The organism is Aeromicrobium wangtongii (genome assembly GCF_024584515.1).
Classification (GTDB): Bacteria; Actinomycetota; Actinomycetes; order Propionibacteriales; family Nocardioidaceae; genus Aeromicrobium; species Aeromicrobium wangtongii.
Window position 1 is genome coordinate 3521342 of the sequence record NZ_CP102173.1, and the last position, 14953, is coordinate 3536294.

A 14953-nucleotide genomic window follows, 5' to 3' on the forward strand; every position below is an offset into this window, starting at 1 on the left:
GCTGCCCCCTGCAGCGCCGCCCCACGAAGGAATGCTGGCATGAGCCATTACAAGAGCAACCTGCGCGACGTCGAGTTCAACCTCTTCGAGCTGTTCGACCGCGGCAGTGTCTACGGTCAGGGTCCCTTCGAGGAGATCGACGCCGACACCGCCAAGAGCATCCTCGGCGAGATCGAGCGCCTTGCCGTCACCGAGCTCGCCGCGTCGTTCGCCGACGCCGACCGCAACCCTCCGGTCTACGACCCCGAGGCCAAGACCGTCACGATGAACCCCGCGTTCGCCAAGTCGTACAAGGCCTGGATGGACGCCGAGTGGTGGCGCATCCAGATCCCCGAGGAGCTCGGCGGCCAGCGCGGCCCCGCCTCGCTGATCTGGTCGGGCGCCGAGTTCGTGCTGGGTGCCAACCCCGCCGTCTGGATGTACGCCTGCGGCCCCGCCTTCGCGCGCATCGTGTTCGAGAACGGCACCGAGCGTGACCAGAAGATCGCCCAGCACATGGTCGACCGCCGCTGGGGCGCCACCATGGTGCTGACGGAGCCCGATGCCGGATCCGATGTCGGCGCCGGCCGCACCAAGGCGTTCCAGAACGAGGACGGCTCGTGGAACATCGAGGGCGTCAAGCGCTTCATCACCTCGGCCGAGCACGACATGACCGAGAACATCATGCACCTCGTCCTGGCCCGCCCGCAGGGCATCGAAGGCGTCGGCGGCCCCGGCACCAAGGGCCTGAGCCTGTTCCTCGTGCCGAAGTTCCACTTCGACCTCGAGACCGGTGAGCTGACCGGCGAGCGCAACGGCGCCTACGTCACCAACGTCGAGAAGAAGATGGGCATCAAGGTCTCCACGACCTGCGAGGTCACCTTCGGCGACGGCACCCCGGCCAAGGGCTGGCTGCTCGGCGAGGTGCACGACGGCATCAACCAGATGTTCCGCGTCATCGAGAACGCCCGCATGCTCGTCGGCTCGAAGGCCATCGCGACCCTGTCGGCCGGCTACCTCAACGCCCTCGACTACGCCAAGGAGCGCGTCCAGGGCGCCGACCTGACCCAGTCGTCGGACAAGACCGCCCCGCGCGTCACGATCACGCACCACCCCGACGTGCGTCGTTCGCTGATGACGCAGAAGGCGTACGCCGAGGGCCTGCGTTCGCTGATGATCTACGCGTCGACCTTCCAGGACGACGTCATGATGAAGGAGGCCGCCGGTCAGGACGCATCCCTCGAGGAGGCCATCAACGACCTGCTGCTGCCGCTGGTCAAGGGCTACGGCTCGGAGCGCTCGTGGACCCTGCTGGGCACCGAGTCGCTGCAGACGTTCGGCGGATCGGGCTTCCTGCAGGACTACCCGCTCGAGCAGTACGTCCGCGACGCCAAGATCGACACCCTCTACGAGGGCACGACCGCCATCCAGGGCCAGGACCTGTTCTTCCGCAAGATCGTGAAGAACAAGGGCCAGGCGCTGGGTCACCTCGCGGCCGAGATCGAGGCCTTCGTCAAGAGCGAGGCCGGCAACGGCCGCCTCAAGGTCGAGCGCGACCTGCTCGCCAAGGCCCTGGAGGACGCGCAGGCCATCATCGGCGCCGTCTTCACCGATCTGATGTCGGCCAACCCGGCCGATGAGAACGGCGACATCAAGAACATCTACAAGGTGGGCCTCAACACGACCCGCCTCGTGTATGTCCTGGGCGACCTGGTCGTCAGCTGGCTGCTGCTGCGCGGCGCCGAGGTGGCGCAGGCCAAGCTCGACGCCGGTGTCTCGGGCGCCGACAAGGCGTTCTATGAGGGCAAGGTCGCTGCGGCCTCGTTCTTCGCCCGCAACGTCCTGCCGCTGCTGGCCGGCGAGCGCGCGATCGCCGAGAACATCGACGCCTCCGTGATGGAGCTGGACGAAGCGGCGTTCTAGCTCGACCGCACCGACGCCCCCAAGATGTCGGCGCACATGTACGAACGGCTCGTGCCGATCGATACATGTGCGCCGACATCTTGCTGTTGGGGCCTACAGATCGGTGACCTTCGCGTGGTCGCCGCCCTCGTAGGGCTTGCCGGTGGCCTTGGCCTTCACCAGGCTCAGCAGGCTTGCCACCCGTCCACCCGGGGAGTCCCAGTACTCCGCGGTCTCGGCATCGACGTGGATCAGGATCGCGTTGGGGTCCTCGGGGCCCTCCGGCAACCATGCCTCGGCGAAGGTGTTCCACAGCTCCTTGAGCTTGGCGGTGTCGTCGACGACCTCGGCGCGTCCGGAGATGGAGACCCACGAGCTCTGGCTGGTGATCGCCAGCCCCACGACCGGATTGGCCCGGATGTGGGCGACCTTGCGGGAGTCGCGCGTGGCGATGAACCACATGTCGGCGTCCAGATCGATCTCCTGGCGTGCCATCGGCCGGCTCACCAGGTGCCCCCGGTCGTCGATCGTGGTCATCATGACGAAGCGTGAGTCCTTCGTGAGCTCGACGAGCTTGGCGGTGTCGGCAGCGGGTGCGGTGTCAGTCATGGCCGTGACGTACCCCACACGGAGTGCCCCACGCCCGTGTAGCGGCGCGGCATCCGGGTACGGGACGGGCTCACGAGAGGACCGAACCATGAGCGAACCCGTGCACGAGCCGCAGCCCGATCCCGCGACCGAGGCCCAGCCCGGCGTCAACGATCCGAATCCGGAGGGCACCGGCTCCGACGAGCCGCTGACCAGCCTGTAGGTGGCGACGAGCGCGGCGGCGCGTGTGCGAAAGTTGGCGGGTGCGACTCACCAACCCCCTGTGGTACCTCGCGGCGTTCCTGCTGGCCATCGGCAGCGCGATGGCCGCCACCGCGGTCGCCGCGAGCGCCTTCGAGCCCGTGCGTGATGCGAGGGTGACGCCCGCGACCGAGCGGGTCGACGCCAAGGGGGCGACCCTGGCGATCTACACCGACATCGTCCAGGACGACCGCGACATCTTGTGTCGGGGCCGCTACGGCGACAAGGACAAGGGCCGCATCGAGATCCCCGACAAGGGCGTCGACGTGACCGCCGACTCCGACGGCACCCGCTGGCACCTGATCGGCCTGTTGGAGCAGGGACGCGACGGCCTGCGCATCGTCTGCACGCCCACCGACAAGCGGACCGACAACGCCTCGTACGGCTACGCGACGGTCACCGGGTACAGCTCGCGGGTCAACAACGGTCGCGGCATTGCGTACATCGGGATCGCAGCCGGGGCGGTGCTGGCGGGCTGGATATTCTGGTGCCGCCGCCAGGCCCGCCGGGACGCACACCTGGCCTCGGCCGTCGTCGACTGAGACAGCGGGGACGCCCCGGCGCCAGTAGCGTGACCGCATGACCTGGAGCACCGACGACATTCCCGACCTGACCGGCAAGCGTGCCGTGATCACCGGTGTCACCGGAGGCTTGGGCCTTCACACCGCCCTGGGGCTCGCCCGCCACGGAGCCAAGCTCGTGGTGACCGCCAGGGACGGCGCCAAGGCCGACGACACCGTGGCCCACATCCAGAAGGACTCCCCCGGGACGACGGTCGACGTGGTGTCACTCGACCTGGCCGACATCTCAGACGCCAAGCGCGCCGCGGCCGAGGTCGCCGCCGCGTACGACCGCATCGACGTCTTGATCAACAACGCCGGCATCATGCTGACGCCCACGGCACGGACCAAGGACGGCTTCGAGCTGCAGATGGGCACCAACCACCTGGGGCACTTCGCGTGGACCGCGGGACTGTGGCCCCTGCTGGACGCCAGCGGCGCCCGAGTGGTGACCGTCTCGTCGAGCGCCCACGCCTCGGCGCGCGGCATCGATCTGGACTCGCTCACGCCGGCGGGCAGCTCGCGACGCTACCGCCGCTGGCAGTCGTACAGCGAGTCCAAGCTCGCGAACCTGATGTTCGCCCTCGAGCTCGACCGCCGCGCCAAGGCCTCCGGCAGCGCCGTGGTCAGCGTCGCCGCCCACCCCGGGTACGCCTCGACGAACCTGACCAAGACCGGTCCTTCGGTCAACGGCCTGTCACTGCCGGGCATCGCCGTCCACCAGATCACCCGCATCATCGCCCAGCCCGCCGCCCACGGCGCTTGGCCGCTGCTGATGGCCGCGACCGATCCGTCGCTGACCGGCGGCGAGTACGTCGGCCCGGCCAACCTCGGCGGCGCCCGCGGCCGGCCCAAGCTGGTCGGCATGACCAAGATCGCCCGCGACGAACAGCTGGCGGACGAGCTGTGGGCGGCTTCCGAGGCCGCCACCGACATCAAGTTCGAGGTCTGACACCGGTCGTGTCCGAACTTCGGGTCGGCACACCGATCGAGTGCAACCGGACCGGTGGAAAACGCTGATCTCGCAGGAATTATGTGTCGGTGGTCGCCCCTAGTGTGGAGGTATGTTCAAGGACGCGCCGACCGAGTCAGTACTGACTCAGGTGCGCGCCCACGACTTCGGCACAGACCCCGTTCTGGACCGCGGCGCCCACCGGATCGATGCGATCGTGGCCCTCGATCGTGGGATCCGGGCCCTGCAGGCCGAACAGCTGGCGCAGATCGCCGGACTGCATTCTGAGCGCACCAAACTGATGCCCTTGGGCACTGGAGACCCGACCCTGTCGGTCATCGGCGAAGTGGCGATGGCCCGCAACATCGGCCCCACCGCAGCCGGCACCCAGGTCAGTGTCGCGCTGGTGATGGCGCAGATGCCCGCCGTGTTCGCCCTGTTCACATCCGGTGTCATCAGCGAAGCGACCGTCCGGGGCATCGCCCACGAAGTCGACTCCCTGCACGTCGACGACCTCATCGTCGCCGACGGCGAACTGGCCCCCAAGCTGCCCGGCCTGACCACCGCCGAAGCCAGACGTGCTGCCGCCCGCGTCGTCATCAGCATCGACGCCGAAGCCGCCCACCAGCGCGCCACCCGCAACCGCGCCGATCAACGCGTGTCGATGTTCCCCGACAAGGACGGCGTCGCGCACCTGCACGTCCGCGGCCCCGCCGAGCAGATCCTGGCCGCCTACAAAGCCCTGGACGAGTACGCCACCGGCCTGCGCGCCACCGGCGATCCCCGCACCCGCGGGCAGATCATGTGCCAGACCCTCGTCGAACGCGTCACCGGCCTGACCTACGCAGAGGACTGCGACGTCGAGCTCAACCTGGTCCTGGACGCCAAGACATTGGTCGCCGGCGGCGACACTCCGGTCGAGCTGACCGGTTACGGGCCCATCTGCCCCGATGTGGCCGAGGAGATCATCGCCCGCGCACCCCGCGCCTCGGTCCGCCGGTTGTTCATCGACCCCGTCGACGGCACCCTGGCCGTCCGCGAACCACGCCGCCGCAGGTTCGACCGCACCACCTCGGCGCACATCCGCACCCGCGACCAGTACTGCCGCCAACCGGCAATGGAGCCATCGCACAAGGCGCGTAGCGGCGATGGAGGATGCCAAGGTCCGCCACGACGACCACGTCCACGCCTACGAGCACGGCGGACTGTCGGTCAAGGACAACGGCCAAGGCCTCTGCCCCAGATCCCACACGATCAAACATTTGCCGGGCTGGGCCGTCACCGCCGACGGCAAAGCCACCGTCTGGCGAACCCCCACCGGCCACCAATACCGGTCCGACCCGCCGCCCCTGCTGCCCGGCCACCTACGCCAATAGGCACGTTCGGAGCTCCTTACATTCGGCCGGTCATCGGACTACGTTCACACCCATGACCACTGAGCAGCTCAGCGTCCCGGCAGCCGACGGCACCCAGATCGCCGCGACGAGGCGCAGAGGCGCCGGACAGACCGTCGTCCTGCTCCATGCGGGCGTCGCCGATCGTCGATCCTGGGAGTCGGTGAGCGACCTGCTGGCCGCCGACGGGCTCAACAGCGTCGCGTATGACCGCCGCGGCTACGGCGACACACCAGCTGCGATCGATCCGTCGGCGTTCACGCACGTCGACGATCTCATGGCCGTCCTCGACGGACTCGGCATCAGTCGCGCACTACTCGTCGGCAACTCGATGGGCGGCGCGCTCGCGCTGGACGCCGCCCTGCTTCACCCCTCGCGGATCGCCGGACTCGTCCTCATCGGTGCGGCGGTCTCCGGCATGACCGACGACGACACCCCGTTCGACTGGCAGCTCGACCCCACCACTGCGGCCCTCCTGGAGCCGGCCGAGGACCCCGACGTCGACACCGAGGAACGGATCGCCGCCCTCGCGCACCTCTGGCTCGACGGACCGGCCGCCCCCGCGGGCCGCGTGGGTGGACCGGCACGAGACCTGTTCGCGACGATGAACCGACAGATCCTCGAGATTGGGGCACCGGACGACGCTGGCGATTCCGGCGTTGACGCCTGGACGCGGCTCGGCGAGGTGTCCGTCCCGGCCCTGTGCGCCTACGGCGACCTCGACCTCCCGCCGGACCTGCCGTTCTACGAGGAGACGGCCCGCCGACTGGGGCAGGGACCCGCGCGGGTGCTGCCGGGAGTGGCCCATCTCCCCGGCCTCGAGAAGCCAGAGCTCGTCGCGGGCCTGGTACGCGACCTCCTGCTCCGCTGATCGGTGGCTCAACCGGTCGACGGTTCCGCTCTGCGGCAGCTGACCAGCAGGCCGACGACGAGCTCCTCGGCGATCAGCCGCACGATCGTCTCCTGCTGTGCCTGGGCGTTCTGCCACCGCTCGTCGCCGTGATGGTCGCGCTCGACGACCTCCTCGACCTCGGTCGCGGCGCGGTCCCAGTCATCGGGGGTGCTCGCGAGGTCGGCCAGCGGCTTCTCGTCGAGCACCGTGAGGCCTGCCGCCTCCAGAGCGGCCAGCAGCTCGATTCGGCTGGGGAAGGAGTTCCCCTCGGGCTGGTCGGGCAGCGTCTCCACGGCGCGGGTGTAGACCAGCAGGCCGACCGCGCCGCCGGGGACGACCGTCCGGCGCATTTCTTCCAGGTAGGTCTGCTTGTCCTCGATCGTGCACAGCACGCCCAGTGACCAGACGGCGTCGAATGCCTCGTCGCCGAAGGGCAGGGCCAGTCCGTCGGCCACCACGACGGGGTGGTCGAACAGGCGCCGTGCGGCCCGGCAGGCGCCCTCCATCGGCTCGGCCAACACCGGACGCACGTCATACGTGCGGGCTGCGTACTCCGCCGGCCCGCCGACACCGGCGCCGGAGTCCAACAGACTCGTGCCCGGCTCCAGCCCCATCGCGGTGGCCAGCCAGTCCAGCCCTGCCGGGCTGCCGCTGCCCCGGCACGCAGCCGGCAGGGCATGGTCCTCACCCAGCTCCGCCACAGCGGACGCCGTCCACCAGGCGACCGTGTCGAACTCGTCGACCATCGCCTCTGCCACGGGTTCTGACTCGCTCATGCTTCCTCCCGGATCCGGTGACCGATCTCGGCCTTGACCTGTGCGCCTGCCATGGCGCCGTCGCCGGAGGCCAGGCCGGACAGATTGACGCCTGCCACCCCGTCGATGGCCAGCAGCTCCCGCGCCTCCCGCAGCGCCATCTCGATGCCCGCGGACCGCACGTCCCCGGCGCCAAGCACCTGCGTGACCTGCGCGGGGTCGAGGTGCAGCCCGGGGAAGTTCTGCAGGACCTGCGCCGACCGCTCGTCGGTGTAGACCGCGACCGCGGCGATCACCGGGATCGTCAGGCCCAGCTCGCGCGAGGCGGCGACGAACGACGCGACCTCGGCCGCGCTGCCCACGTGGTTCAGGACGGCCAGGTGGGCGCCGGCACGCTGCTTCTGCACCAGCCGTGCGGGCCGCAGCTGCCGCGGGGCCGCCGACGGCGCCTCGGGGACGGCGACCGCATGACCGGCCCGGTGCGCGAGCTCTGCCAGCTGCGTCCCGTCGAGGTCGAAGACCTGGGTGACATCGGGCCGCACCCCCTGCGCCCGGACGTCTCCGGTCACGCACAGCACCCCGTCGACGCCGGCGACCGCGAGACCGGCCAGCTCCTGCTCCAGCACCAGGCGGTTGCGGTCACGGCAGGCGAGGGTCACCCACGCGACGCCGCTGGCCTGCGCGATCAGGGCCGCCATCAGCGTCGGCGGGAAGTCGGGGTGGTTCTGGTGCTCGCCGACCAGCACGGCATCGCACGATCCGGCCAGCGCGCGGGTGACGGCGGCGAGCCCGTCGGGGTCGAACGACGGGATCGCGAGATCGGTCAGCACGACCGGCCGCTGCTGCGCGGCTGCCAGCAGCGTGCTGCCCGGGGACGTCGGAGCGGGCGGCTCGCGGTCCCACGAGACGACCTGCGCGCCGGGCCCTGCGAACGGGCAGGGACGTGCGTCGAGCTCGCACGACGCGTCGTCCCGAACACCCCCGCACGGGCCGAACGTCATCAGCTTCGGGCAGGACACCTCTCAGACTCTAGACCGGCTCGGCCGCAGCCGCCTACAGCCGAGTCCGCCCGTACGCCTCGGGATTCTCAGCCATGACCTTGGCCCTGGTGCGGACCCGGTAGCGCCAGATCTGAATGATGCCGAGCGCCCACAGGACGTACTGGAAGGACATGGCCCAGCGGAACGCCTCGGGCGTGTAGGCGGTGCCGCCGCCGGGAGTCCGCCAGTCCAGGATCAGCCCGATCGCGATGACCAGGATGAGGCTGGCCACGAATCCGCCCTGGTTGATGATCCCCGTGGCGCTGGACATGCGCTCGATCGGATTGGACGTGCGCCCGACGTCGAAGCCGATCATCGAGGCGGGGCCACCGACGCCGGTGACCAGCACCAGCAGGATCAGCAGCCATCCCGGGGCCGTGCCGGGCCACGCCAGCACGATCGTCCACATCACGACGATCGATCCGACGATGGACAGGACGATCGTCGAGCGGTGCCACGGGTGCCGGCCGATCGCCCAGCCCAGGACTGGTCCGGCCGCCATGACCGCCACGACCATCAGCGTCAGAAGCAGCCCTGCGAACCCCTTCGACACGTGCTCACCGCGGACGAAGAACGGGTAGCCCCACAGCAGGCCCAACGTCGTCGCGCTGAACTGGGTCGAGAAATGGATCCAGAAACCGAGCCGGGTCCCCGGCTGGGCCCAGGAGGCGCCCAGGCTGTGCCGGATCTGCTCCAGCGACAGCGCGGGGCCGTTCGTCGTCCGCGCCTCGGGATGATCGCGCACCACCACGAACAGCGCGATCGACAAGAAGATGCCCAGCGACGCGGCCAGCAGGTACGACTTGGTCCAGCCCAGATGGCTCAGCGCGGCCGTCATCGGCACCGCGGCGAGAATCGCGCCGAGCTGTCCGATGACGCCGGTCAGCTGGGTCATCAGCGGGATGCGGCGCGGGGCGAACCAGGTGTTGACCAGTCGCAGCACGCACACGAACGTCATGGCGTCCCCGACGCCGACGAACAGCCGGGCGACCAGCGCGAGCGCGTAGGTGTCGGCGAAGGCGAAACCGGCCTGGGCGAGGGTCAGCACGATCGCACCGGTCAGCAGCACCCTCCGCGGGCCGAACCGGTCGACCATCAGACCCACCGGGATCTGCATTCCCGCGTAGACCAGCAGCTGCAGCATCGTGAACGTCGCGAGCTGCGACGCCTTGATGTCGAAGCGGTCGGAGGCGGCCAGACCGGCGACCGCGAGCGACGAACGGTGGAACACCGCCAGCAGGTAGACCAACAGGCCGACGACCCAGATCGCATAGGCGCCCGGGTACCGGGTCTGGACAGGCTGGCTCACTGGATCGATCCTAGATGCGCTGCAGGGGTGCGTCGTGCCGGGCATGTGCCACCGTGGAATGCATGATCTCCTCGCTGACCCTCGTCGACTGGCGCCAACGCGTCGCCGGGCTCTACGACGCGGTACGCGCCCAGCCCGATCCACACGCAGGCTGGGACCTGTGGCGCACGGGCCGCGACGAGCTGTTCGCCTCGCACCCGCAGACACCGCTGGCGGCCGACGACCCGTTGCGCGGCTCCGGCCTGCCGTACTGGCCCTACGACCCCGCGCTGCGGTTCGACGTCGAGCTGGAGCCCGTCCCGGAGTCGGAGCCGCGCCTCGTCGATGCCGGTGACGACGGCACGATCCAGATGCATCCGATCGGTCGTGCCGTCCTGCCCATCGGCGGGACGCTCGACGTCTGGTGGCTGCGCCAGTACGGCGGCGGCATCTTCATCCCCCTGCGCGACGGCACAGCGGGTGACGGCTCGTACGGCGGTGGCCGCTATCTCCTGGACACCGCCAAGGGCGCCTGGCTGGGCGGCACGGATCGCACGCTCACCCTCGACCTGAACTTCGCGTACCACCCGTCGTGCCGCTATGACCCGCGCTGGCAATGCCCCCTGGCCCCACCGGGCAACACCATCGACGTCCGGGTCGAGGCCGGCGAACGGCTCTGAGGCTCAGTACGTCAGCGCCAGCGCCGGGTCCCGCAGGATCGCTGCCACGTCGGCCAGGAACCGTGAGCCCTGCTCACCGTCGACGACGCGGTGGTCGAAGCTCAGGGCCAGGGTCGTGACCCACCGCGGCACGACGGCGTCGTTCTCGTCGACCCACGGCCGCCGTTCGATCGCGCCGAGCGCCAGGATCCCGGACTCGCCCGGGTTGAGGATCGGGGTGCCGGCATCGACACCGAACACGCCGATGTTGGTCAGCGTGAACGTGCCGCCGGACATCTGCGCCGGCTGGGTGCGGCCGGCGCGGGCCGTGCTGGTCAGCTCGCCGAGCGCCGCAGCGAGCTCGACCAGCGACATCTGCTCGGCACCGACGATGTTCGGCACGACCAGACCGCGCTCGGTCGCCGCGGCGACACCCAGGTTGACCGACTTCTTGACGACGATCTCCTGCGCGTCCTCGTCCCACGTCGCGTTCAGCTCGGGCGTGCGGCGCAGCGCGAGGCAGATCGCCTTGGCCGCGATCAGCGTCGGGGAGACCTTGACGCCGGCGAAGGCGCGGTCGGACTTCAGCCTGGCCACCAGGTCCATCGTGGCCGAGACGTCGAGGGTCACCCACTCGGTGACGTGCGGTGCGGTGAACGCCGATCGCACCATCGCCTCGGCGGTCCACTTGCGCACCCCCTTGATCGGGATCCGGATGTCACCTTCGGCGTCCCCGACCCGGGACGTCATCCCGGGCGTGGCCTCTGCGGGCCGTGCGGGATGACCTCCCGCGTGGGCCTGGACATCGGCGCGCGAGATGACGTCGCCGGTCGCGACGACCTCGGCCAGGTCGACGCCCAGATCCTTGGCGAGCTTGCGCACCGGCGGCTTGGCCAGCGGACGGGGACGCTGCGCCACCTTCTCGGTGTCGACCGACGCGACCGACGTGGGCGCCGCGGGCACGCGCCGCCGGCGCACGACCTGGTCGGCGCCGGGCCCGTATCCGACCAGCATCGGCTGACGGGCCGGCTCCGGCTCGACCGCAGGAGCCGCGTCCGGCGCCGGCTCGGGTTCGGGGGCGCCGTCGGCCACGTCGCCGATCGAGATGATCGGCGCACCGACCTCGACGGTGTCGCCCTCGGCGGAGTGCAGCGCCTGCACCACCCCGGCGAACGGGCTGGGCAGCTCGACGATCGACTTGGCGGTCTCGATCTCGACGATGACGTCGTTGATCGCGACGACGTCGCCGACCTTGACGTGCCACGCCACGATCTCGGCCTCGGTCAGGCCCTCGCCGACATCGGGAAGATTGAACTGGTTCATGAAAAAGCTCCTCAGTCCGCGGGGATCTAGAACGCGCGGGCGCGGTCGACGGCGTCGAGGATGCGGTCCAGCCCCGGAAGGAAGTCGTGCTCGGCGCGGCTCGGCGGGTACGGCATGTCGAAGCCCGTGACCCGCTGCACCGGCGACTCCAGCGAGTAGAAGCACTCCTCCGTGATCCGCGCGGAGATCTCCGAACCCAGGCCCAGCGTCCGGGACGCCTCGTGCACCACCACGGCGTGGCCGGTGCGGCGCACCGACTCGAACACCGGCTCCAGGTCCAGCGGCGACAGGGTCCGCAGGTCGATGACCTCCAGGTCGAGACCGTCCGCCTCGGCCGCGCGGGCCGAGTCCAGGCAGGTCTTGACCATCGGTCCGTACGCGATGAGCGTCGCGTCCTTGCCGGGGCGCACGACCCGCGACGACCACAGGCCCTGCGGCGCCGACTCGGTGTCGACCTCGCCGGTCTCCCAGTAGCGGCGCTTCGGCTCCATGAAGACGACCGGGTCGTCCGAGGCGATGGCCTGCTGGATCATCCAGTGCGCGTCGTTCGGGTCGGAGCACGAGACGACCTTGAGGCCGGCCGTCATCGCGAACTGCGCCTCGGGGCTCTCCGAGTGGTGCTCGATCGCACCGATGCCCCCGCCGAACGGGATGCGGATCACGATCGGCATCCGCACCCGCCCCTGGGACCGGAAGTGCAGCTTGGCGACCTGGCTGACGATCTGGTCGTAGGCGGGGTAGACGAAGCCGTCGAACTGGATCTCCACGACCGGGCGGAAGCCCCGGAACGTCAGACCGATCGCGGTGCCGACGATCGCCGACTCTGCCAGCGGCGTGTCCATGACCCGGCCGTCACCGAAGTCCTTCTGCAGCCCCTCGGTGACGCGGAAGACGCCACCGAGCCGGCCGACGTCCTCGCCCATGACGAGCACCTTGGGATCGCGTTCCATCGCAGCGCGCAGACCGGTGTTGAGCGCCTTGACCATGCTCATGCGGACAGTCATGCGACGCTCCCCTCGATCGCGTCGCGCCAGGCGACGAACTCCGCCTTCTGCTGGTCGTTCTCGACGGTGCGCTCGGCGAAGACGTGGTCGAACAGCACCGCGAGGTCGGGCTCCGCGATGCGCTGGCACGCCTCACGCAGGTGGACGCCCAGGGCGTCGGCCTCGGCCTGGAGGTCGGTGAAGAACTCCGGCGGCGTGCCCTCGGCCTCCAGGAGCAGACGGACGCGCTCGATCGGGTCCTTGGCCCTCCACTCGTCCACCTCGGCCGCCCCGCGGTAGCGCGTCGGGTCGTCGGACGTCGTGTGCGGTCCCATGCGGTAGGTCACGGCCTCGATGAGCGTCGGCCCCTGGCCGTCGCGGGCCCGCTGCAGCGCGCGCTCGGTGACGGCGCGGCAGGCCAGGACGTCGTTGCCGTCGACGCGGACGCCCGGCATGCCGAACCCGGCGGCGCGCTGGACGATCGGCACCCGGGACTGCGAGGCGACGGGCACCGAGATCGCGTACTGGTTGTTCTGGCAGAAGAACACGACCGGCGCCTGCTGGACCGCCGCCCAGTCGAGGGCCTCGCTGACATCGCCCTCGCTCGTGGCGCCGTCACCGAAGTACGCGATGACCGCGCTGTCGCGGTCCGGGTCACCGGTGCCGACCAGCCCTTCGAGGGTCAGCCCCATCGCATAGCCGGTCGCGTGCAGCGCCTGCGATCCGATGATGATGTTCGGCAGCGCCAGCTGGTGGTCAGCGGGGTCCCAGCCGCCCATCTCCGAGCCGCGGTAGACGCCCAGCAGCTGGGCGGGGTCGACACCGCGGCACCAGGCGACGCCGTGCTCGCGGTAGCTGGGGAAGGCGAAGTCGTGCGGGCGCAGCGCGCGAGCGGAGCCGACCTGGGCGGCCTCCTGGCCGAGCGCCGGCGGCCACAGACCGAGCTCGCCGTGGCGCTGGAGGGCGAATGCCTCGGTGTCGACGCGGCGGGTCATCACGAGGTCGCGGTACAGGGACTCGATCTCGGCGCGGTCGCCTGCGAAGTCGTGGTCGGGGTTCTCCACCCGCTGACCGGTCGGCGTGAGCAGCTGCACGAGTGGCACCTCGGGGGTGCCTGGGTGGGACGTCAACGGATTCATGGGACTCCTCCATCAACCGGGAGGCGGGATCACCGCGCCGGTGCCAAACCGCGGGTCCTGCACGTCACAGGGGTGGCGGACGACGGAACTCGCTTCGAGGTGACTGGCGTCACATCGATGTCCACCGTAGCGGCCCGCGGCCCGCAGTTCCACCTCGGGGCGTCCGCTCAGGCGCGCGCCTCGAGCCACTGCCCGGCCAGGGCCACGAGCTGGGCGTTGACCTCGGGCATCCCGATGCTGACGCGCACCCCCTCGCCCGGGAACGGGCGCACCGAGACGGGGTCGCAGGCCAGCGCGAAGTCCATCGCGTCCTCACCGAGCGGCAGCCACACGAAGTTGGCCTCGGTGTCGGGGACGTCCCAGCCCTGCTTGCGCAGCATCTCCACCACCGCGATGCGCTCCTGCACGATCAGCTCGACACGCTCGTCGAGCGCCTCCTGCGCCTCCAGGGACGCCACGGCGGCGGCCTGGGACAGGTCCGTCACGGCGAACGGCGGGGTGGCCTTGCGGATCGAGGCCGCGATCTCGGGATGGGCGATCGCGTAGCCGATGCGCAGCCCGGCCAGGCCGTACGCCTTGGAGAACGTCCGCAGCACCACGACGTTGTCGTGCTCGGCCAGCGCCACCAGGCCGCTCGCGGCCTCCGGGTCGCGGACGAACTCGACGTACGCCTCGTCCACCACGACCAGCACGTGGCGGGGCACCGCGTCGAGGAAGGCCGACAGCTCGGCGGCGGTCACGACCGGGCCCGTGGGGTTGTTGGGCGTGCAGACCAGGACGACCTTGGTGCGGTCGGTCACGGCCGCGGCCATCGCCTCGAGATCGTGGGTCGCGTCGGGGCGCAGCGGCACCCGGACGCTCGTCGCACCGGTCAGGTCGGCGGCGATCGGATAGGCCTCGAACGAGCGCCAGGCGTGGACGATCTCGTCGCCGGCCTCCAGATGGGCGCTGAGCAGCGCGAACAGCACCGCGACCGATCCGGTGCCGGCCGCGAAGTGATCCGTCGGCAGCCCGAACCGCTCGGACAACGCCTCGTGCAGCACGGTCATCCCGGCGTCCGGGTACCGGTTGATCCGGGCCAGCTCGCTGCCCGCGCGCTCCATGACACCGGGCAGCGGTGCGTAGGGGTTCTCGTTGCTGGAGAGCTTGTGGGCCTCGGTCAGCGCAGGCTTCCCGGCTCGGTAGGCCGGGATGCCGTCGAGGGCCTTGCGGGCGCGGGGAATGCTCATGGGCAAACC

At 70.3% G+C, this 14953-nt stretch carries 14 protein-coding genes; 6 read left to right on the top strand and 8 right to left on the bottom strand.

Going from position 1 to position 14953, the window contains the following annotated elements; genetic code table 11:
- Positions 1-39 precede the first annotated feature (39 nt).
- On the top strand, positions 40-1902 hold the full coding sequence (locus tag NQV15_RS17295) for an acyl-CoA dehydrogenase (RefSeq protein ID WP_232403707.1): 1863 nt from the start codon (positions 40-42) through the stop codon (positions 1900-1902).
- Positions 1903-1995: 93 nt separating this feature from the next.
- On the opposite strand, the gene NQV15_RS17300 is transcribed toward NQV15_RS17295, so the two are convergent.
- On the bottom strand, positions 1996-2490 hold the full coding sequence (locus tag NQV15_RS17300; RefSeq protein ID WP_232403708.1) for a pyridoxamine 5'-phosphate oxidase family protein: 495 nt from the start codon (positions 2488-2490) through the stop codon (positions 1996-1998).
- Between the two features lie 242 nt (positions 2491-2732).
- On the opposite strand from NQV15_RS17300, the gene NQV15_RS17305 reads away from it, so the two are divergent.
- From NQV15_RS17305 to NQV15_RS17320, 4 genes are all read left to right on the top strand, one after another.
- The gene (locus NQV15_RS17305; protein ID WP_232403709.1) at positions 2733-3272 is read left to right on the top strand and encodes a hypothetical protein; all 540 of its coding nucleotides are present in this window, start codon (positions 2733-2735) and stop codon (positions 3270-3272) included.
- Between the two features lie 37 nt (positions 3273-3309).
- Positions 3310-4242: an oxidoreductase gene (locus NQV15_RS17310; protein ID WP_232403710.1), complete on the top strand. Its 933-nt coding sequence runs from the start codon at positions 3310-3312 to the stop codon at positions 4240-4242.
- Between the two features lie 112 nt (positions 4243-4354).
- Positions 4355-5674, top strand: coding sequence for a 13E12 repeat family protein (locus NQV15_RS18150; RefSeq protein WP_304523596.1), 1320 nt, complete (start codon positions 4355-4357; stop codon positions 5672-5674).
- On the top strand, positions 5671-6507 hold the full coding sequence (locus NQV15_RS17320) for an alpha/beta fold hydrolase (protein ID WP_232403712.1): 837 nt from the start codon (positions 5671-5673) through the stop codon (positions 6505-6507). The genes NQV15_RS18150 and NQV15_RS17320 overlap by 4 nt, the downstream gene beginning before the upstream one ends.
- Before the next feature lie 8 nt (positions 6508-6515).
- Here NQV15_RS17320 and NQV15_RS17325 read toward each other — a convergent pair whose 3' ends face one another.
- Genes NQV15_RS17325 through NQV15_RS17335 form a run of 3 tightly spaced genes read right to left on the bottom strand, consistent with a single transcriptional unit; the run spans position 6516 to position 9632 of the window.
- On the bottom strand, positions 6516-7304 hold the full coding sequence (locus NQV15_RS17325) for a class I SAM-dependent methyltransferase (protein ID WP_232403714.1): 789 nt from the start codon (positions 7302-7304) through the stop codon (positions 6516-6518).
- The gene (locus NQV15_RS17330) at positions 7301-8302 is read right to left on the bottom strand and encodes a methylenetetrahydrofolate reductase (protein WP_232403716.1); all 1002 of its coding nucleotides are present in this window, start codon (positions 8300-8302) and stop codon (positions 7301-7303) included. The genes NQV15_RS17325 and NQV15_RS17330 overlap by 4 nt, the downstream gene beginning before the upstream one ends.
- Before the next feature lie 34 nt (positions 8303-8336).
- Positions 8337-9632 (bottom strand): MFS transporter, encoded by a 1296-nt coding sequence (locus NQV15_RS17335; protein ID WP_232403718.1) that lies wholly within the window; start codon positions 9630-9632, stop codon positions 8337-8339.
- A 62-nt stretch (positions 9633-9694) separates the two neighbouring features.
- Here NQV15_RS17335 and NQV15_RS17340 point away from each other — a divergent pair, with 62 nt between their 5' ends.
- Positions 9695-10291 carry a DUF1684 domain-containing protein gene (locus tag NQV15_RS17340; protein WP_232403720.1) on the top strand — a complete coding sequence of 199 codons (597 nt, stop codon included), beginning with the start codon at positions 9695-9697 and terminating at the stop codon, positions 10289-10291.
- A 3-nt stretch (positions 10292-10294) separates the two neighbouring features.
- Here the strand turns inward: NQV15_RS17340 and NQV15_RS17345 are convergent, their stop codons facing one another.
- From NQV15_RS17345 to NQV15_RS17360, 4 genes are all read right to left on the bottom strand, one after another.
- Positions 10295-11593 carry a dihydrolipoamide acetyltransferase family protein gene (locus tag NQV15_RS17345; protein WP_232403722.1) on the bottom strand — a complete coding sequence of 433 codons (1299 nt, stop codon included), beginning with the start codon at positions 11591-11593 and terminating at the stop codon, positions 10295-10297.
- A gap of 26 nt (positions 11594-11619) precedes the next feature.
- Complete coding sequence (locus NQV15_RS17350) at positions 11620-12597, bottom strand: alpha-ketoacid dehydrogenase subunit beta (RefSeq protein ID WP_232403724.1); 978 nt, start codon at positions 12595-12597, stop codon at positions 11620-11622.
- Entirely contained in the window at positions 12594-13715 is a 1122-nt protein-coding gene (gene pdhA, locus NQV15_RS17355) for a pyruvate dehydrogenase (acetyl-transferring) E1 component subunit alpha (RefSeq protein WP_232403726.1), read from the bottom strand. Before pdhA ends, NQV15_RS17350 begins: the two co-directional genes overlap by 4 nt.
- Before the next feature lie 167 nt (positions 13716-13882).
- Entirely contained in the window at positions 13883-14944 is a 1062-nt protein-coding gene (locus NQV15_RS17360) for a histidinol-phosphate transaminase (protein ID WP_232403727.1), read from the bottom strand.
- Positions 14945-14953 lie beyond the last annotated feature (9 nt).